Source organism: Curtobacterium sp. L6-1 (genome assembly GCF_018885305.1).
Classification (GTDB): domain Bacteria; phylum Actinomycetota; class Actinomycetes; order Actinomycetales; family Microbacteriaceae; genus Curtobacterium; species Curtobacterium aetherium.
In genome coordinates, this window is the sequence record NZ_CP076544.1 from 689,394 (window position 1) to 707,572 (window position 18,179).

The 18,179-nt window shown below is 73.3% G+C and carries 15 protein-coding genes; 8 read left to right on the forward strand and 7 right to left on the reverse strand.

All coding sequences use genetic code 11. The annotated features are described in order from the left end of the window. Positions 1 to 43: 43 nt before the first annotated feature. Genes KM842_RS03235 through KM842_RS03255 form a run of 5 tightly spaced genes read right to left on the reverse strand, consistent with a single transcriptional unit; the run spans position 44 to position 5,943 of the window. Positions 44 to 1,396: a DUF58 domain-containing protein gene (locus KM842_RS03235; protein WP_216260900.1), complete on the reverse strand. Its 1,353-nt coding sequence runs from the start codon at positions 1,394 to 1,396 to the stop codon at positions 44 to 46. Then, positions 1,396 to 2,391, reverse strand: coding sequence for an AAA family ATPase (locus KM842_RS03240; protein WP_437124539.1), 996 nt, complete (start codon positions 2,389 to 2,391; stop codon positions 1,396 to 1,398). The genes KM842_RS03235 and KM842_RS03240 overlap by 1 nt, the downstream gene beginning before the upstream one ends. After that, positions 2,388 to 3,716, reverse strand: a complete 1,329-nt coding sequence (locus KM842_RS03245; RefSeq protein ID WP_216260901.1) for a DUF4350 domain-containing protein — start codon at positions 3,714 to 3,716, stop codon at positions 2,388 to 2,390. Before KM842_RS03245 ends, KM842_RS03240 begins: the two co-directional genes overlap by 4 nt. Next, positions 3,713 to 4,372 (reverse strand): DUF4129 domain-containing protein, encoded by a 660-nt coding sequence (locus KM842_RS03250; protein ID WP_216260902.1) that lies wholly within the window; start codon positions 4,370 to 4,372, stop codon positions 3,713 to 3,715. Before KM842_RS03250 ends, KM842_RS03245 begins: the two co-directional genes overlap by 4 nt. Beyond that, on the reverse strand, positions 4,369 to 5,943 hold the full coding sequence (locus KM842_RS03255; RefSeq protein WP_216260903.1) for a glycerophosphoryl diester phosphodiesterase membrane domain-containing protein: 1,575 nt from the start codon (positions 5,941 to 5,943) through the stop codon (positions 4,369 to 4,371). The genes KM842_RS03250 and KM842_RS03255 overlap by 4 nt, the downstream gene beginning before the upstream one ends. Positions 5,944 to 6,090: 147 nt before the next feature. Here KM842_RS03255 and mtrA point away from each other — a divergent pair, with 147 nt between their 5' ends. The 6 genes from mtrA (at position 6,091) to secA (ending at position 14,824) form a co-directional block, all read left to right on the forward strand. After that, complete coding sequence (mtrA, locus tag KM842_RS03260) at positions 6,091 to 6,768, forward strand: MtrAB system response regulator MtrA (RefSeq protein WP_216260906.1); 678 nt, start codon at positions 6,091 to 6,093, stop codon at positions 6,766 to 6,768. Between the two features lie 5 nt (positions 6,769 to 6,773). Then, the gene (mtrB, locus tag KM842_RS03265; protein WP_253206228.1) at positions 6,774 to 8,435 is read left to right on the forward strand and encodes an MtrAB system histidine kinase MtrB; all 1,662 of its coding nucleotides are present in this window, start codon (positions 6,774 to 6,776) and stop codon (positions 8,433 to 8,435) included. Further along, complete coding sequence (locus tag KM842_RS03270; protein WP_216260908.1) at positions 8,432 to 10,132, forward strand: LpqB family beta-propeller domain-containing protein; 1,701 nt, start codon at positions 8,432 to 8,434, stop codon at positions 10,130 to 10,132. The genes mtrB and KM842_RS03270 overlap by 4 nt, the downstream gene beginning before the upstream one ends. 160 nt (positions 10,133 to 10,292) lie before the next feature. Beyond that, entirely contained in the window at positions 10,293 to 11,018 is a 726-nt protein-coding gene (locus KM842_RS03275; protein WP_216260910.1) for a ComF family protein, read from the forward strand. Between the two features lie 157 nt (positions 11,019 to 11,175). Then, positions 11,176 to 11,898, forward strand: coding sequence for a ribosome hibernation-promoting factor, HPF/YfiA family (gene hpf, locus KM842_RS03280; RefSeq protein WP_216260911.1), 723 nt, complete (start codon positions 11,176 to 11,178; stop codon positions 11,896 to 11,898). Positions 11,899 to 12,040: 142 nt separating this feature from the next. After that, positions 12,041 to 14,824 carry a preprotein translocase subunit SecA gene (gene secA, locus KM842_RS03285; protein WP_216260913.1) on the forward strand — a complete coding sequence of 928 codons (2,784 nt, stop codon included), beginning with the start codon at positions 12,041 to 12,043 and terminating at the stop codon, positions 14,822 to 14,824. Between the two features lie 94 nt (positions 14,825 to 14,918). Here the strand turns inward: secA and KM842_RS03290 are convergent, their stop codons facing one another. Further along, the gene (locus tag KM842_RS03290) at positions 14,919 to 15,407 is read right to left on the reverse strand and encodes an Rv3235 family protein (RefSeq protein WP_216260914.1); all 489 of its coding nucleotides are present in this window, start codon (positions 15,405 to 15,407) and stop codon (positions 14,919 to 14,921) included. 119 nt (positions 15,408 to 15,526) lie between these two features. Between KM842_RS03290 and KM842_RS03295 the strand changes: the two genes are divergently transcribed. Then, positions 15,527 to 17,038 carry a sensor histidine kinase gene (locus tag KM842_RS03295; protein WP_216260917.1) on the forward strand — a complete coding sequence of 504 codons (1,512 nt, stop codon included), beginning with the start codon at positions 15,527 to 15,529 and terminating at the stop codon, positions 17,036 to 17,038. A 135-nt stretch (positions 17,039 to 17,173) separates the two neighbouring features. Here KM842_RS03295 and KM842_RS03300 read toward each other — a convergent pair whose 3' ends face one another. After that, positions 17,174 to 17,422 (reverse strand): WhiB family transcriptional regulator, encoded by a 249-nt coding sequence (locus KM842_RS03300; protein ID WP_022904217.1) that lies wholly within the window; start codon positions 17,420 to 17,422, stop codon positions 17,174 to 17,176. A 266-nt stretch (positions 17,423 to 17,688) separates the two neighbouring features. Here KM842_RS03300 and KM842_RS03305 point away from each other — a divergent pair, with 266 nt between their 5' ends. Further along, positions 17,689 to 18,108, forward strand: coding sequence for a hypothetical protein (locus KM842_RS03305; RefSeq protein WP_216260918.1), 420 nt, complete (start codon positions 17,689 to 17,691; stop codon positions 18,106 to 18,108). Positions 18,109 to 18,179: the final 71 nt, after the last annotated feature.

Consider the following 18,179-nt stretch of genomic DNA (forward strand, 5'->3'; position numbering starts at 1 on the left):
GGCCGCGTCCACCTGCCGGCCGTGCCCCGCCTGCCGGGGCCGGTCAGAGCCTCCCGGCCGCTTTCGCCCGCAGGTACGCGTCGGCGGTGCGCGGCGGCACGTCCTCCGGCAGACCGCGCACCACCTCGACCCCCGCACGCCGGGCCACGTCGGCGACGCCCTCGGCGTCGAGCAGCGTCCGTTCCGCGGCCGCCCGCCGGTACACGGCGTCACCGTCACGTCGCGTCCCGCCGAACGGGAGGGCCGCCCCCGCTCCGTCGGACCCCTCCCGTCCGGTGCGCCCGTCGGTCGCCATCGCGACCACCAGCGGGTCCTCGACCGCCGTGACCACCACCGCGTGCCGTCGTGCGAGGACCGGCAGCACCGCGAGCAGGTCCCCGGACGCCCCGACCGAGTCGAGACTCGTCGCGAGCACCACGAGGGCACGCTGGGTCGTGACCGCGTCGACGATGCCGGGAACGGCCGCCCAGTCCGTCGGGCGGAGTTCGGGTTCCGCGGTCGCCAGCTCCTCGCCGAAGCGCTGCACGACGTCCGCCCGGGTGGCGTTGTGCACGCGGCCGCGGACGGCGTCGTCGAGCACGACCAGGTCGACCCGGTCCCCGGCCGCCGCGGCGAGAGCTCCCACGAGCAGCGCGGTCTCGATCGCGGTGTCCAGGCGCGGTTCGTCGTCGACGCGGCCGGCTCCCGCGCGGCCGGCGTCGACGACCACGACGACCCGGCGGTCGCGCTCGGGGCGCCAGGTCCGGACGACCAGGTCCTGCCGCCGGGCGGTCGCGCGCCAGTCGATCGACCGAACGTCGTCGCCGCGGACGTAGTCGCGGAGCGAGTCGAACTCGGTGCCCTGGCCGCGCAGCTGGAGCGTCGTCTCGCCGTCCAGCTCGCGGAGGCGGACGAGTCGGGACGGCAGGTGGCGGCGGGAGCGGAACGGCGGCGTGACGACGAGCTCGGCCGGCGCGGGGAGCACCCGCTGGCGGGCGGCGAGCCCGAGCGGCCCGGCGGCCCGGAGGGCGACGCCCGCGGTGGTGCGGCGTCCGCGGCGGAACGGGGTGAACCGCATCCGCGCGGTGCGTCGCTCGCCGGCGGGCACCGTCAGCGGGATGCGTCGCGGTGCGTGCCCGGCCGAGGGCTCCCACATGTCGCGGACCACCGCGCGGAGGACGCGTCGGCCGTCGTTGGCGAGCACCAGGGTGCCCTCGGCGGACGCGTCCCGGCGGGTGAGCCGGGGCATCCGCCGCTCGACGCGCACCCGGGTGAGGTCCGCGGCGAGCACGAGGTCGACCGCGGCGGCGAGCACGACGAGGCCGACCCACGCCACACCGCCCCAGCCGCTGCCGAGCAGGACGACGGGGACCACCGCGACGGCGAGGAGCGCCACGAACCGACCGGTGACCGCCACTAGATCGGCACCCGCACCTGCTCGAGCACCTGCTGCAGCACCCCGTCCGCGCCGACGCCCTCAAGCTCGGCGTCGGCCGCGATGCGCAGGCGGTGCCGCCACACCGGCAGGAGCATGGCCTGCACGTGGTCCGGGGTGATGGCGTCGTAGCCGGTGAGCCAGGCCCAGGCCTTCGCGGCGGCCAGCAGGGCGGTCGAGCCGCGCGGGCTGACGCCGACCCGGACGGACGGCGCCTGGCGGGTGGCGCGGGCCAGGTCGACCACGTAGGCGAGCACGTCGTCACGGGCACCGACGGCGCGGACGGCCTGCTGGGCGGCGCGGACCTCGTCGACGCCGACCACGGGGACGATGCCGGCCGACCGCACGTCCCGCGGCACGAAGCCGTCGGCGTGGCGGCGGAGGACCTGCCACTCCACCTCGCGCGGCGGCAGGTCGAGCGTGAGCTTCACGAGGAACCGGTCGAGCTGCGCCTCGGGCAGCGTGTAGGTGCCCTCGAACTCGATGGGGTTCATCGTGGCCGCGACGAAGAACGGGTCGGGCAGCGGGCGGGCGGTCCCGTCGACGCTCACCTGGCGTTCCTCCATGGCCTCGAGGAGCGCGGACTGCGTCTTCGGGGGCGTCCGGTTCACCTCGTCGGCGAGCAGCACGTTCGTGAACACCGGTCCCTCGCGGAACGGGAACGTGCCGGTCGAGGCGTCGTACACGAGCGAGCCGGTCACGTCGCCGGGCATCAGGTCCGGGGTGAACTGGATGCGCTTGGTGTCGAGCGACATCGCCGCGGCGAGGCTCCGCACGAGCAGGGTCTTCGCGACGCCGGGGACGCCCTCGAGCAGGACGTGGCCCTGCGCGAGCAGACCGACGATCATCCCGGAGACGGCGCCCTCCTGTCCGACGACGGCCTTGCCGACCTCGGCGCGGACCCGGCCGAACGCGTCACGGAGCGGGTCGCCGTCGTGGGCGCGTCCGGGGCTGGGGATGGTGGGCAGGTCGGTCACGGTCGTCCTCCTGGTCGCGGGTCGGTGGTCGGTGCTGGCGGGCGGTCGGGTCGGTCCGGCCGGGAGGCGCGGCTCGCCTCCCCGGACGCGGCCCGTCGGACCGCGCGTTCGAGGTCGTCGAGCGCCGCCGCGCCGTCGACGAGCGCGCGGTCGTCGTCGACGGGGCCGCCCACCAGGACGGCGCCCACCGTCGCCGCCGGACGGCCGGTGACGGCGGCGGCGCGCCGCACCACCTCGTCGACGTGGGCGGAGCGGGGCAGGCCGAGCGAGCGTCCGGTCCGCAGGAGCGCGGCGACGCGCAGGGTGTCGAGAGTGTGGGTGTGGTCGCGGACCCGGGCGGCGAGTCGTGCGCGGCCCTCGGTGGTCTCGGCCGCGCGGACGACGACCGGCAGCCGTTCGACGACCAGGGGACCGAGCCGCCGTCCACGCCAGACCGCCGCCGCGACCGCGACGACGCCGAGCAGTCCGATGGCGCTCGGCACCCAGGGCGGCGCCAGCGAGCCGAGCGTCGGGGCGGCGTCCCGACCGGCGGCCGTCGGGACGTACCAGACGAGGCGGTCGCCGTCGCCGAGCAGTCCGAGGGCCAGGGCCGCGTTGCCGGCGCTGGTGATGGTGTCGTTGCGGAGGGCGGCGGTCGTCCCGAGGACGGTCACCGTGCCGGCGCGGGTGTCGGCGCGCAGCAGGCCCCAGCGCCGGTCCTCGCCGTCGCCGGAGGGCGCGCAGCGGTCGACGTCGGGGTCGTCCGTGTCGTAGGTCACCCCCGAGGTCGTGACGGAACCCGCGACACGGGCGGCGGGCACGGCGCACGGGGTGGTGTCGACGACGGTCCCCGCCGAGGTGCCGCCGGCCGGTCGGGCGTCCACGCCGAACGCCTCGAGCACGCGGGGGTCGGTGGTCACGAGGACGACGTCCGGCGCGGTGCGGGCGATGCGTCGGGCGGCGGCGGGGGAGAGCACCCCGGCGGAGTCGTCGACCAGGACCGTGCCGTCGGACAGGTCCGCGTCGAGTCGGTCCGCGCCACGCACCACGTCGACCGCCGTGCCCTGTTCCTCGAGCACCCGGACGAGGGCGCGCGACCCGCTGCCGACGGTCGAGGACGGGTCGAGCGGTGTCGCCTGTCCCCGGTCCCCGCTGCCGACGGCGGCGGTCAGCGCCGCGAGCAGCAGCCCGACGAGGACGACCGCGGTCCAGCCGCCGATCCGCACGAGTCGGTCGCGTCGGCGGGCGGGCGCCGGTCCGGTGGGCGCCGGTCCGGTGGGCGCCGGTCCGGCGGGCGTCCGGGAGGCGCGCCCCGCCTCCGCCGTCCGGGCGTCGGTGTCGCTCACGCCGGCACCGTCGGTCCGTCGGAGCGGGCCGGTCCGCCTGTGGCGACCGGGCGTGCCCGCCGGACGTCCCGCTCCGCGTCGAGGACCCGGCGGGCGGTGGGCTCGTCGGCCTCGACGCCGAGGTAGCGGACGGCGTCGAACGCGTCCGAGGCGTCACGCAGGGTGTCGCCGAGTGCCGGGAACGGCGTCGTCGCCCGGTCCGCGATCGCCCGCGCGGTCGCACCGGGGACGACCAGCACGAGGTCCCGTTCGCCGAGCCCTCGTGCGAGGGCGCGGAAGCCCTCGAGGACGGCGGTCGACCAGTCGCCGGCCCGCAGCGCAGCGGCGGCGGCAGCGGCGACGACGTCCGCCGAGCGGAGGTCGTCGTCGTCGAAGACCGCGCCGGGGTCGGTCGTGCCCGGACGCGGGCGTCGGCGGGGGAGCCCACGGGACACGACGACGAGGACGACCACCACGACGAGCACGAGGACCGCGATCACGAGGAGCGTCCGACCGAAGGCGGGCGACCCGGTGCCGTCCGGGACGAGCGAGCCGAGCCACTCGAGGAACGTCCGGGACGCCCGGTCCCACCAGGTCTCCTGCGCGCCGCCGTACGCAGCGCGCCCGAGTTCCTGTTCGAGCAGCCGCCGCGCCTCGTCCGGACCGGGGGTCGTCACGGGCGACCGCTCGCCGGGTCCTGCGTGTCCGGCTCGCTCGTGGGGTCCTCCGGGCGCTGCGTGGTCGCCGGCGGCCAGCCCTGCTGCGACCCGGGCTGCTGCCGGGGCCACGGCTGCTGGGCGCCGTACTGCTGGGCACCGGGCTGGCCCGGCCAGTCCTGCCGGGGCCAGGCCTGCTGGGCGCCGTACTGCTGGGCACCGGGCTGGCCCGGCCAGTCCTGCCGGGGCCAGCTCTGCTGGGCGCCGGGCTGCTGGGCGCCGGGCTGGTGGGGCCAGCCCTGCTGGGCGCTGTACTGCTGGGCGCCGGGCTGGTCCGGCCAGCCCTGCGGCTGCCAGTCCTGCTGCTGCCAGTCCTGTCGCTGCCATCCTGTCGGGCCGGACCACGCCGACCGTACGACCGGAGCGGCGGGCGCGAACGGGTCGCTCGGCTGCCCCGTCTCGAGGTGCGCGGCGATCCGCTGGTCGAGCGCCTCGGTCCGGATGCGGCGGTCGATCGCCAGGAACGTCGTGATCGAGGCGCCGAGGACGTCCGTCACGCACTGCACCGCGATCGTGAGCAGGCTGCCCACGACGAGGGCGACGACGCCGCCGACCGACGGTCCGGTCGACGCGGTCTGCCCCAGCGGGTCGAACACCCCGGTGAACAGCGTCAGACCGATGGTGAGCGGGATGCCGGCGATGCCCGCAGCCATGGCGAAGGCCACCTGTGCGAGCAGCAGGATGCCGAACGTCCGCCAGAAGGCGCCGCGGGTGAGCCGCCACGACTGGCCGGCGGCCGAGAAGACGCTCCGGCCCTCGAGGGCGATGGTCGGCACCGTGAACGCGAAGCGGGTGACGAGGAACGCGAGCAGCACCACGAAGCCGAGGGCCATCACGACGACGGCGAGCACGAACCAGCCCGCGCTGCTGTTGCCGACCGCCAGCGCGCCGACGGTCCCGCCGATGACGAGCACGAAGGCGAGACCGAGCACGACGCCCGCGGCGAGCTGCAGCAGGATCCACCCGAGGACCGCGCCCCGGCGTCCGGCCAGGAGTGACCACAGCCCGCGGAAGGTCCCGCGGCGGCCGAGCACCCGCTGCCCGGTGTCGACCGCGATCGGAGCGACGAGGAACCCGCGGGCGAGGTAGGCCACGAACGGCAGGCCGATCGAGAGCACCGCGTACAGCGTCACCGTCCCGGCGATGATCGCGTCCGTGTCCCCGCCCCCGTCGACGGCGCCGAGCAGTCGGGACTGCAGGGTGCGCTGCCCGAGCGCCGAGCCGATCGTCGAGACCAGGCCGAGCACCCCGGAGAGCAGCACCGCCCACAGCAGCAGCACACGCGCGTTGCGGCGGAACACGGTGAAGGCACCGGCGAGGACGTCACCCAGGCCGAGCGGCCGCAGCGGGATGACGGGCCGCGCAGCGGCCGGTGGGAGCTGCCCGCCGCCGGACGCGGGCTGCATCGGGGGCCAGGGCGTGCCTCCAGGACCGGAGGCGCGACCCTGCTCCGGGACGGCGCGCTGCGGTCCGTCGTCGTGGCGCTCGGGCTGCGCTCCCGCGCCCGGCACGTGCCATCCACCGTCGACCATCGATCCGCCCCCTCAGCTCGGCCGCTGCCGGAACGCGCGACCGTGTCCATCCTGGCGGAAAACCTCCGCTGACGAGGCCTCGGCTATCGTGAGCGGAGCGTGCCCGTCCCTGGGCACCCCCGCCCTGCCCCTCGGAGTCCGGATCCCATGACACCGCGCATCCTCGTCGTCGACGACGACCAGGCCCTCGCCGAGATGATCGGCATCGTCCTCCGCTCGGAGGGCTACGAGCCCGACTTCAGCGCCGACGGCAACGACGCCGTGGACGCGTTCCACGCGACGAAGCCCGACCTCGTGCTCCTCGACGTGATGCTGCCCGGCATCGACGGCAACGAGGTCTGCCGTCGGATCCGCGCCGAGAGCGGCACGCCGATCATCATGCTGACCGCGAAGGGCGACACCGCGGACGTCGTCCTCGGGCTCGAGAACGGGGCGGACGACTACGTCGTCAAGCCGTTCAACCCGAAGGAACTCGTCGCCCGTATCCGCACCCGGCTGCGTCCGACGGCGAGCGACGCCACCGTCCTGCACGTCGGGGACCTCGTCGTCGACGTCCCCGGGCACGAGGTCCGCCGCGGCGACACGCCGATCGCGCTCACCCCGCTCGAGTTCGACCTGCTCCGCGCCCTCGCCGAGAAGCCCAGCCAGGTCTTCACACGCGAGATGCTGCTCGAGCAGGTGTGGGGATACCACTACAAGGCGGACACCCGACTGGTGAACGTGCACGTGCAGCGCCTCCGCGCCAAGATCGAGCACGACCCGGACAACCCGCGCATCGTGACCACCGTCCGCGGCGTCGGGTACCGGGCCGGCACGCAGAGCTGACGCGCGTGCCGTCCACGCCCGTCCCGGTGCCGTTCCGCCGGTTCCGACGGCGGACCCGGTCCTGGCTCCGTCGGATCTGGCGCGGCATCGCCTACCTGTGGCGGCGGTCGCTGCTCGTCCGCTCGGTCGCGATCACCGTCCTCACCACCGGGCTCGCGGTCGCCGTCATCGGCACGGCGGTGATGGTGAGCATCTCGAACAACGTCTACGCGCAGCGCCGCGACCAGATCGAGGCCGAGTCGGCGCGCGCCACGATCGTCGCGCAGGGGATCTTCGACGCGGCGACGGCCGCCGAGGACAACGACCAGACCGAGCTCGAGACGCTGCAGAGCGAGGCGCAGAACGCGATCCTCTCGAACACCACGAGCCCCGGCGGCACGAGCATCGCGATCGAACGGACCCCCGGCGCGTCGACGCCGCAGATCCTGCAGAACGTCGCGAGCCGCGGGTTCCCGGACGCCGTCATCACCGACGAGCTCCGTGCCCGGGTTGCCGCGGACACGGGTGAGCTGAGCCTCCAACCCGTCCGGCTCGACGGCCCCGACGGCCGCAGCCCCGGCCTCGCCGTCGGGTCGACGCTGCAGGTGCCCGGCGCGGGCCAGTACGAGCTGTACCTGGTCTACGACCTGTCCGACGCGCAGCAGACCCTCGACTTCGTGTCGCAGACGCTGTCGATCGGCGGTGTGGCGCTCATCGTGCTCATCGCCCTCGTGACCTCGCTCGTCGTGCGGCTCGTCGTCGTGCCGATCCGGGGCGCTGCCGAGACGAGTCGGAAGATCGCGGCCGGACGCCTCGACGAGCGCATCCCGGTCCGTGGCGAGGACGACATCGCGACCCTCGCCCGCAGCTTCAACGACATGGCCGACGCCGTCAGCCGCCAGATCACCCAGCTCGCCGAGCTGTCCCGCGTCCAGCAGCGGTTCGTGTCCGACGTCTCGCACGAACTCCGCACACCGCTCACGACGATCCGGCTGGCGGGGGACCTGCTCTTCGACGCCCGGCACGCCTTCGAGCCGTCGGTCGCCCGCTCCGCCGAGCTGCTGCACGCGCAGGTGGACCGCTTCGAACTGCTCCTGGCCGACCTGCTCGAGATCTCCCGGTACGACGCCCAGGCGGTCGAGCTCGAGACGGAGTCCGTCGTCCCCGCGGCGCTCACGGCCGACATCGTCGAGGAGTTCCGCCCGCTCGCTGACCGCGTCGGCATCGAGCTGCGGCTCGCGACCCCCGGTGGTCACACGACCATGCAGCTCGACGCACGCCGCATCCGTCGCGTGCTCCGCAACCTCGTGGGGAACGCCGTCGAGCACGGTGACGGGCAGCCCGTCGAGGTGGTGGTCGACAGCGACTCCCGCTCGGTGGCCATCGCCGTGCGCGACCGCGGCGTGGGCATGCCGCCCGAGGACACCGCCCGCGTCTTCGACCGGTTCTGGCGCGCCGACCCGAGCCGCAAGCGCACCATCGGCGGCACCGGGCTCGGCCTCGCCATCAGCCTGGGTGACGCGCAGCTGCACGGCGGCCGCATCGACGTCTGGTCCCGGCCGGGCGAGGGGTCGGCGTTCGTGCTCGTCCTGCCCCGTCGCAGCGCCGAGGCACCACCGACGTCGGCCATCCCGCTGCCGGCGCTCGACGAGTCGTACGACGGACCGAGAGGAACCGAGGACCAGTGACGACCAGGACCCAGCACCGCCTGCGCGGACTCCTCGCGACCGCCCTCGCCGCCCTGACGCTGGTCGGCGTGACCGCCTGTGCGGCGATCCCGGTGTCCGGCCCCGTCCGGTCCGGGCAGTCGATCACCGACGAGTCCCAGTCCGGCGGCGTCGACTACCGGCCCTCCGGACCCGAGGCCGGCTCCGACCAGGCCGAGGTGCTCACGCAGTTCATCGACGCCGCCACCGGTGCCCAGAACGACTACGCCGTCGCTCGCGAGTTCCTCAGTGCCCGGTTCTCCCAGAAGTGGAACCCGCGGCAGGGCGTCACGGTCCGGCAGGGCGACGGCGAGGTGGAGCGGGTCGGCACCCGTGAGCTGACGTACACCCTGACCGCGAGCGCCACGGTCGACGCCGACGGGGAGTACACGCAGGCGGTCCGACCGACCTCGTCGACCCTGACGTTCCAGTTCACCCGCGAGGACGGCGAGTGGCGCATCGCCTACGCGCCGGACGGCATCATCCTGTCGCCGGTGAACTTCGTGTCGGTGTTCCAGCCGCACGCGTTGTACTTCTACGACCCGACCTACCGCTTCCTCGTCCCCGACGAGCGCTGGTTCCTCGCCCGCTCCTCGACGAGCACGCGCATCGTCAGCGCCCTGCTCGCCGGACCGGCGGACTGGCTCGAGGGCTCCGTCGTCTCGTCGTTCCCGGAGGGCACGCAGCTCTCGCTGAACGCCGTCACGATCGACAGCGGCAGCGCCCAGGTCGACCTGTCGAGCGAGGCGCTCCGGTCGAGCACGGTCGAGAAGGTCCGGATGCGCGAGCAGCTCACCGACTCGCTGTCCTCGATCGCCACCGTCTCGTCCGTCGACCTGACCGTCGAGGGCGTCCCGGTGTCCCTGCCCGACTCGAGCGGCACGAGCGCCCAGCGCAACCCCGACGTCGACGCCAGACCCCTCGTGGTCCGCGGCGGCACGGCGGGCTACGCGACGCCCGGCTCCGGCGACGTCTCCGGCCTCGGCGGCGGCATGAGCGCACAGGTCGCCGGGCTCGACCCCCGGTCCCTCGCGCTCTCCGCCTCGGGCAGCGTCGCGGCGGTCGGCAACCGCGACGGCGTGTTCGTCGTCCGCAGCGGCCGCGACCCCCTGCGCATCGACACCCGGGACGACCTCGTCCCGCCGACGGTCGACGACCAGGGGTTCATCTGGGTCGCCGAGCGGTCCGACTCCCGCTCGATCACCGCCTACGGCCTCCTGGGCGACCCCCACGTCGTGACGTCCACGCTGCCGGAGGGACGCCTCGTCTCGTTCCAGGTCTCCCGCGACTCGACCCGGGCGCTCGCACTGCTCGACACCGACGAGGGCGCAGCGCTCTACGTCGTCGCCATCACCCGCGGCTCGGACCGGGTGCCGACCTCGCTCGGTCCGCCGGTGCGGGTCCAGGCGGCCGACGGCACGCCGGTCGGTGCGACCTGGGTCGACGAGCTCGACGTCGCCTCGGTGGGACGGACCGCGACGGGCACGGACGTCGTGCGGACCACCGTGGGCGGGCAGTCGGAGACCCTTGCGAAGCCCGACGGCACGGCGACGACGATCGCCGGCGGGAGCGGCGGAGCGCTGTTGCTGCGCACGACCGACGGCGAGGTACAGCAGTCGACCGGAGGCGCGTGGGACCGCACGGGCGTGGAGGCGTCGGTCCTGGGCATCCAGCGCTGACGCGGCGGGAGCGCCGAGCCCGGCCCCGACGCCGCGACCGGCGAGGCCGGGAGCAGCCGCTCGGAGCGGCCACTCCTGCACAGCAGGACCGCACGGGAGGCCCGTCCACAGCACGGCGGGCAGCGTCCCGCCGGCCCGTGGGACCGGCGAGCATCGGGGCATGACCACCGCGCCGACCGCACCCGCACCCGTGTCCCCGCCGACCACCGCGTGGCGCGACGCCCTCACCGCGGTGGTCGCCCTCCTGCTGCCGGTGGTCTGCGTCGGCTGCGGCACGCCCGACCGCGCGCTCTGCCGGGGGTGCCACACGCTGCTGCGGGAGCTGCCGGGCCGGACCCGACTCGTCGCGGGCGTCCGGCTCGACGCGGCGTTCGAGTACGAGGGGACCGTCCGCACCCTGCTCCTCGAGTGGAAGCTCCGGGGCCGGAGCGACGTCGTCGGCCCGCTCACCGCACGGACCGGCGCGCTCGTGCGTGCGGCGCTCGCCGCAGCACCGGGTGCGGTGGTGGTCCGGGTCCCGCCCTCCCGGCGGGGCGCGCGGCGTCGTGGCTTCGACCCGGTGGTGTCGGTCCTCCGTCGCGCCGGACTGCGGCGGACCCCCGCACTGCGCCGGCTGCCGGTCCACCCGACGGCGGCGGACCCGGCCGACGTCGTGGCGGCCCGGGCCGGCGGCGGGCAGAAGGAGCGCACCGCGCTCGAGCGCGTCGCGGCCACCGTCGGGTCGCTCAGCGCCGCCGCGCTCGCAGACGGGCTCCGCGGGCGGGACGTCGTGCTCGTCGACGACGTCGTGACGACCGGGGTCACCATGGCCGAGGCCGTCCGTGCCGTCCGCGCCGTGGGCGGTCGCCCGGTGCGCTGCGTCGCAGTCGCGAGCGTGGAGGTGTGAGCGCGGTGGACCGGTCCGACGCCTCCTGGGCATCCGGTGGGTGTCTCCCGGCAGGGCCGTGCACGGCGGACGGGCTCGGTCGGCAGGGTCTAGCCTCGCGGCAAGGCGTTGGTGTTCGCCGGACGGAGGCGAACCGCCGAGAGTGGATGGAGCCGCCATGGACGTGACGATCACGGGCCGGAACGTCGGGGTCACCGACCGATTCCGGAGCTACGTGGAGCAGAAGTCCGAGAAGATCGACGCGCTCGCCGACCGCGCCCTCGCGTTCGAGGTGCGAGTGAGTCGGCACCACGAGAAGAGCAGCGGCGCGCAGGGTGAGGACCGCGTCGAACTGACGCTCATCGGACCGGGGCCGCTCGTGCGGGCCGAGTCCGCGGCGTCGGATAAGTACGCGGCGTTCGACCTCGCGTTCGCCCGCATCGCGGAGCGCCTGCGTCGTGCCCGCGACCGCAAGAAGGTGCACCGCGGACGGCACCGCCCGACGTCCGTCGCCGAGGCCGCGGGAGCGGGCTTCGAGGGCATGGGCGTCGAGCCCGCCGACGGCAAGCTCATCGAGGAGGTCGCCACCGGTGCGGTCCCCGTGGTCAGTGCTGACCAGGGCTCCGACCACGACGACGAGGACGCGGCCTACTCGCCGGTCGTCATCCGTCAGAAGGTGTTCGAGGCGGCGCCGATGACCGTCGACGACGCGCTGTACCACATGGAGCTCGTCGGGCACGACTTCTACCTGTTCGTCGACTCCGAGACCCACCGCCCGAGCGTCGTGTACCGCCGCAAGGGCTGGGACTACGGCGTCATCGGCATCGACGAGAACCCGGGCGCCGACGCCCGCGGCAGCGAGCACGTGCTCGTCGAGGAGACCGCACCCGCGAACGCCTAGACGTCCGCAGCACCACCGTCGAGTGCGCACGGCCCCGGGCCGTGCGCACTCGCGCTGCTCCCAGCGCCGAGGCGCGGGGGGTTGCTAGCATGACTGGCTGATCGGGGCGCGGACCGCGCACGACGACTCGTAAGGAGCTCACGTGGCAAACGTGTTGGAGAAGGTCCTCCGCATCGGTGAAGGGCGGACCCTCCGTCGGCTGAAGGCGTACGCCTCGGCGATCAACGACCTCGAGGACGACTTCGCGAGCCTCACCGACGAGGAACTCCTCGAGGAGACGACCGAGCTCCGCGAGCGGTACGCGAACGGCGAGACGCTCGACGACCTGCTGCCGGAGGCCTTCGCGGCCGTCCGTGAAGCCTCCAAGCGCACCCTCGGCATGCGGCACTTCGACGTGCAGCTCATGGGTGGTGCCGCCCTGCACCTCGGCAACATCGCCGAGATGAAGACCGGTGAGGGCAAGACCCTCGTCGCCACGACCGCCGCCTACCTCAACGCGATCCCGTCGCGCGGCGTGCACGTCATCACGGTCAACGACTTCCTCGCGTCGTACCAGTCCGAGCTCATGGGCCGCGTGTTCCGCGCCCTCGGCATGACCACCGGCTGCATCGTCGCCGGGCAGTCGCCGGCCGAGCGTCGCGAGCAGTACGCCGCCGACATCACGTACGGCACGAACAACGAGTTCGGCTTCGACTACCTGCGCGACAACATGGCGTGGCAGGCGTCCGACATGGTCCAGCGCGGGCACTTCTTCGCCGTCGTGGACGAGGTCGACTCGATCCTCATCGACGAGGCCCGGACGCCGCTCATCATCTCCGGTCCCTCCTCGGGCGAGGCGAACCGCTGGTTCACCGAGTTCGCCTCCATCGCCACGCGGCTCACCCCGGGCGAGGACTACGAGGTCGACGAGAAGAAGCGCACCGTCGGCGTGCTCGAGCCCGGCATCGAGAAGGTCGAGGACTACCTCGGCATCGACAACCTGTACGAGTCGGCGAACACCCCGCTCATCTCGTTCCTGAACAACTCCATCAAGGCCTCCGCCCTGTTCAAGCGCGACAAGGACTACGTCGTGATGAACGGTGAGGTGCTCATCGTCGACGAGCACACCGGCCGCATCCTGATGGGCCGTCGCTACAACGAGGGCATCCACCAGGCCATCGAGGCGAAGGAGGGAGTCGAGGTCAAGGCCGAGAACCAGACCCTCGCCACGATCACGCTGCAGAACTACTTCCGCCTGTACCAGAAGCTCTCCGGGATGACCGGTACCGCCGAGACAGAGGCGGCGGAGTTCATGTCCACGTACAAGCTCGGCGTGGTCCCGATCCCGACGAACCGCCCGATGCAGCGCATCGACCAGACCGACCTCGTCTACAAGAACGAGCAGGCCAAGTTCGAGCAGGTCGCCAACGACATCGAGGAGCGCCACCAGAAGGGCCAGCCGGTCCTGGTCGGCACCACGAGCGTCGAGAAGTCCGAGTACCTCTCGAAGCTCCTCGCCAAGAAGGGCGTGAAGCACGAGGTCCTCAACGCGAAGAACCACGCCCGTGAAGCCGCGATCGTGGCCCAGGCGGGTCGTGCCGGCGCGGTCACCGTGGCGACGAACATGGCCGGTCGTGGTACCGACATCATGCTCGGCGGCAACGCGGAGTTCCTCGCCGTGCAGGAGATGCACGCCAAGGGCCTCTCGCCGACCGAGACCCCGGACGAGTACGAGGCCGAGTGGGACAAGGTCTTCTCGGCGATGAAGGCCACCGTCGAAGAGGAGAGCGAGAAGGTCCGCGATGCGGGCGGTCTCTACGTCCTCGGCACCGAGCGCCACGAGTCCCGCCGCATCGACAACCAGCTCCGCGGTCGTTCCGGTCGTCAGGGTGACCCGGGCGAGAGCCGCTTCTACCTGTCGCTCACCGACGACCTCATGCGGCTGTTCAACTCGGGCGCCGCCGAGAGCCTCATGGGCCGCGGCAACGTCCCGGACGACCTGGCGATCGAGAACAAGCTCGTCGGCCGCGCGATCCGCTCCGCCCAGGCGCAGGTCGAGGGCCGCAACGCCGAGATCCGCAAGAACGTCCTCAAGTACGACGACGTCCTGAACCGGCAGCGTGAGGCGATCTACAGCGACCGCCGCCACATCCTCGAGGGCGACGACCTGCACGAGCGTGCCCAGTCGTTCCTGAAGAGCGTCGTCGACGACGTCATCGACACCCACACCGGCGAAGGGTCCCCGGACGACTGGGACCTCGACGCCATGTGGACGGAGCTCGGGACGCTGTTCCCGATCTCGATCACCATCGACGAGGTCATCACCGAGGCCGGCTCGAAGGGCAAGGCGTCGCGCGACTTCCTCGCGCGGGAGATCCTGTCGGACGCCCAGCTCGCGTACCAGAAGCGCGAGGAGACCCTCGGCGACGAGGCCATGCGCGAACTCGAGCGCCGCGTCGTCCTGTCGGTCATCGACCGCCGCTGGCGGGACCACCTGTACGAGATGGACTACCTCAAGGACGGCATCGGCCTCCGCGCGATGGCGCAGCGCGATCCGCTGGTCGAGTACCAGCGCGAGGGCTACGCCCTGTTCCAGACGATGATGGGGCAGATCCGCGAGGAGTCCGTCGGGTTCCTGTTCAACCTCGAGGTCCAGGTGCAGTCCGACGGCGACAGCGCGGTCATCGAGGCGAAGGGCCTCGGCGAGGAGGGCGAGAACGCCGGTCTCGAGTACTCCGCCCCGTCCATCGACGGTGAGGTCGAGGTGCGCGACGAGGCCGGCCGCCTCGAGCAGGCCGCGACGGCTCGTGCGCAGCGCGCGCAGGCCGAGCAGGAGGCCGCCACCGGCCCCGAGCAGGGCTCCGCGTTCGGCTCCGCGGCGACCGCGACCGGTCAGGCCGATGCGGCCAACCGCGCCGAGCGGCGCGCGGCGGCCAAGAAGGGCTGACGCACCGCACGCACCATCCGCACGACGGGAGGCCCGGTACCAGCTGGTACCGGGCCTCCCGTCCGTCGTGGACGTGCGCCGGGCGGCGCACCCGTCAGAGCACACCGATCGCGGTGGCCCGCCACCGGCCCTGCCGGGCCTCGAGGCGGATGGCGACCGCGCGGGCGTGACTGCGCGTGTGGACGACGACCGCGGCCTCGACCACGTCGCCCCGGGACGCGTCGAGGACGACACCGCCGACGCGGATCACGGCACGGTGCTGGCTCCGTCGGGACGCCGACCGGGCGCGGGCCGCGATCGCCGCGCGCTGCTGCAGGTGACGGTGCACCTCCTCGGTGATCCACCGCGCGATGGTGTCCACCTCGCGTGCACCGGTGAGGATCTCGGCGACACACAGCGCCAGGGACCGGGCGGTCTCGCCGACATCCGGCAGCGGCCGGTCCGGCGGCGCGGAGTCCGTCGCGCACGATGCCACAGCGGTGCCCGTCGCACACCGAGCCGCAGCCGCCGCCGCCGGTGGTCCGGTCTCGTTCGCCTGCTCCTCGGTCTGGACCCCTGCGACCTGCTGTGCGCGCTCCGCCACCCCGTCCCCTTTCCCTCACGGCAGAGCGTAGGGTTCGTGGAACATGAAATTTCGCCGAGGAGCCCCACCTGTGGAGAGAGCGCCGTCGTCCACACCACGAGCGCACCTAGACTTGGCTGGTGTCGACCCTCAGTGACCTCGTCCTCGCGCAAGGCCGTTCCTCCGAAGCCGACGTGGAGTGGCTCCACCTGCTCGTGGGGGACTGGCAGCTGCTCGCCGACCTGTCGTTCGCCGACATGGTGCTGTGGGTGCCGACGGCGGACGACTCGACCTTCGTGGCGGTCGCGCACGCCCGTCCCTCCTCGGCGGCGACGCTGTTCTACCGGGACATCGTCGGCCAGGACATCCGCGAGGAGTGGCGCGACCAGGTCACCGAGAGCTTCACCGGCAGCCGGGTCGTCGACTCCGCCGAGCCGGACTGGTACGAGGACACCCCGACACGCGTGCGCGCCATCCCCGTGCTCCGTCGTCTCACCGCGAAGAGCGCGCAGACCACCGAGCACCCGATCGCCGTGGTCACGCGCCACTCGAACCAGGACGAGTCGCGCACGCCGAGCCGGCAGGAACTCAACTTCACCGCGAGCGCGAACGACCTGTTCGGCATGATCGCCACCGGTGACTTCCCGGACCTCGGTGCCCCGGCCGGTCCGCGTCGCGGCGCTCCCCGGGCCAGCGACGGGCTCCTCCGCCTCGACACGAACGGCGTCGTGACCTTCGCCAGCCCGAACGGCCTGAGCGCCTTCAACCGGATGGGCTTCGACGGCGAGCTCGAGCGCAAGTCCCTGGCCGAGGTGACGACGGAGCTCCTCGGCGCCCAGCTCGACGTCGACGAGTCCCTGCCCCTCGTGGTCACCGGCCGTGCGCCGTGGCGGGCGGACATCGAGGCGAAGGGCGTCACCGTCTCGCTCCGGTCGATCCCGCTGCGGGACGGAGGCGAGCGGATCGGGGCGGTCGTGCTCTGCCGCGACGTCACCGAGATGCGGCACCAGGAGCGCGAGCTCATCACGAAGGACGCGACGATCCGCGAGATCCACCACCGGGTCAAGAACAACCTGCAGACGGTGGCGTCGCTGCTCCGCATCCAGGCGCGGCGCACGCACTCCGACGAGGCCCGCACCTCGCTGCAGAACGCGATGCGCCGGGTCGCCGCCATCGCCGTCGTGCACGACACCCTGTCCACCGGCCTGAGCCAGACCGTGGACTTCGACGAGGTGTTCGACTCGGTCCTCAAGCTCGTCACCGAGGTCGCCGCCTCGCACAACACGACCGTGCACCCGAAGAAGACGGGGGAGTTCGGGGTGCTCCCGTCCGAGGCAGCCACGCCGCTCGCGCTCGGCCTGACGGAGCTCGTCACGAACGCGGTCGAGCACGGGCTTGACGGCCGCGACGGCGAGGTCGAGATCGTCGCCAACCGCCACGACGACCACATCGAGATCCAGGTGCGGGACAACGGCGTCGGGCTGCCGGAGGGCAAGGTCGGTTCCGGCCTCGGGACGCAGATCGTCCGCACCCTCATCCAGGGCGAGCTCGGCGGCACGATCGACTGGCACACCCTGACCGGCAGCGGCACCGAGGTCACCATCTCCATCCCGTTCCGCTGGCTCACCTCGGCGCCGGCCGCCAGCGCCTAGCGCGGAGGCCCGTAGCCGGCCCGCCGGACCGCCACCGCGCCTCCAGGCGGTCCCCTCCACACCACGGTCCGCACACGACGACGCCCGCCGGCCCCTGGGGGCACGGCGGGCGTCGTCGTCGGTACTGCGGCTGCGTCAGGAGGCGCGGCGGGCGCGGGCGGCGCGGCGCTTGAGCGCGCGACGCTCGTCCTCGCTGAGGCCACCCCAGACACCGGAGTCCTGGTTGTTCTCGAGTGCGTACTGCAGGCACATCTCGGTCACGGTGCACCGAGCGCAGACCGACTTGGCCTTCTCGATCTGGTCGACGGCCGGGCCGGTGTTCCCGACGGGGAAGAAGAGCTCGGGGTCCGCGGTGAGGCAGGCTGCCTGGTCACGCCAATCCATGTGGTGGTGCTCCTTGCGATAGATGCTCGAACGGCAGGCCGGGGCCGCAGTTCGGGGGATCGGGACTCTGCACATGCTCATGTGACGTACGGGAGGCTTCTTGTGGGGGAGGAGCCCGCGCGGGGAGAGTTCGACGCCCGCAGAACGCTCGGGGGAAGAGCGTCGAACCACGGGAGACGTACACCACATCGTGCCGTCCAAACGACCTCGAACATCGTTCCATACTGGTATGGCCAAATCAAGGGTTTCACTGCTGGAGGATCGCTGTGCCTGACACCACCACGGACGACGAGCTCGTCCCCCGGAGGCGTCCGCTGGCGCTCCTCGTCCTCATCGCCGTCGTCGGCCTCGAGTTCCTCGCGCTGGCCGCGGTGACCGTCTTCCTGCTCGTCGAGCTCCTCACGACGCCCGCTGCCAGTGTGGCGTCGGCGATCGCGCTCCTCGTGCTCGCGGCCCTCGCGACGCTGTGGCTGGGCGCCATGGTCGTCGGACTCCGTCGTGGGCGGGCCTGGGTGCGCAGCGGCGTCCTGGTCTGGCAGGTCCTGCAGGGTGCCCTCGCGATCGGGGCGTTCCAGGGTGCGTCCCGGGTGCCCGCGGTCGGGTGGGCGCTGCTCATCCCGGCGCTGCTCGGGATCACCCTGGTGCTGTCCCGGGCGGTCGTGGCGCAGCTCACGCGCCGGGACTGAGCCCGGCGGTCGTCGGGGGAGCGGCAGGGGTGGCGGGAGGACCCGGCCGCCCCTGACGGCGCCCGTCCGAC

Excerpts from the sequence above, each read along its gene's own strand:
- KM842_RS03275 (WP_216260910.1), top strand. The coding sequence starts at position 10,293 with ATGACCACCGCGCCGACCGCACCCGCACCCGTGTCCCCGCCGACCACC.
- KM842_RS03255 (WP_216260903.1), bottom strand. The coding sequence starts at position 5,943 with ATGGTCGACGGTGGATGGCACGTGCCGGGCGCGGGAGCGCAGCCCGAG.
- KM842_RS03300 (WP_022904217.1), bottom strand. The coding sequence starts at position 17,422 with ATGGATTGGCGTGACCAGGCAGCCTGCCTCACCGCGGACCCCGAGCTC.
- mtrA (WP_216260906.1), top strand. The coding sequence starts at position 6,091 with ATGACACCGCGCATCCTCGTCGTCGACGACGACCAGGCCCTCGCCGAG.
- hpf (WP_216260911.1), top strand. The coding sequence starts at position 11,176 with ATGGACGTGACGATCACGGGCCGGAACGTCGGGGTCACCGACCGATTC.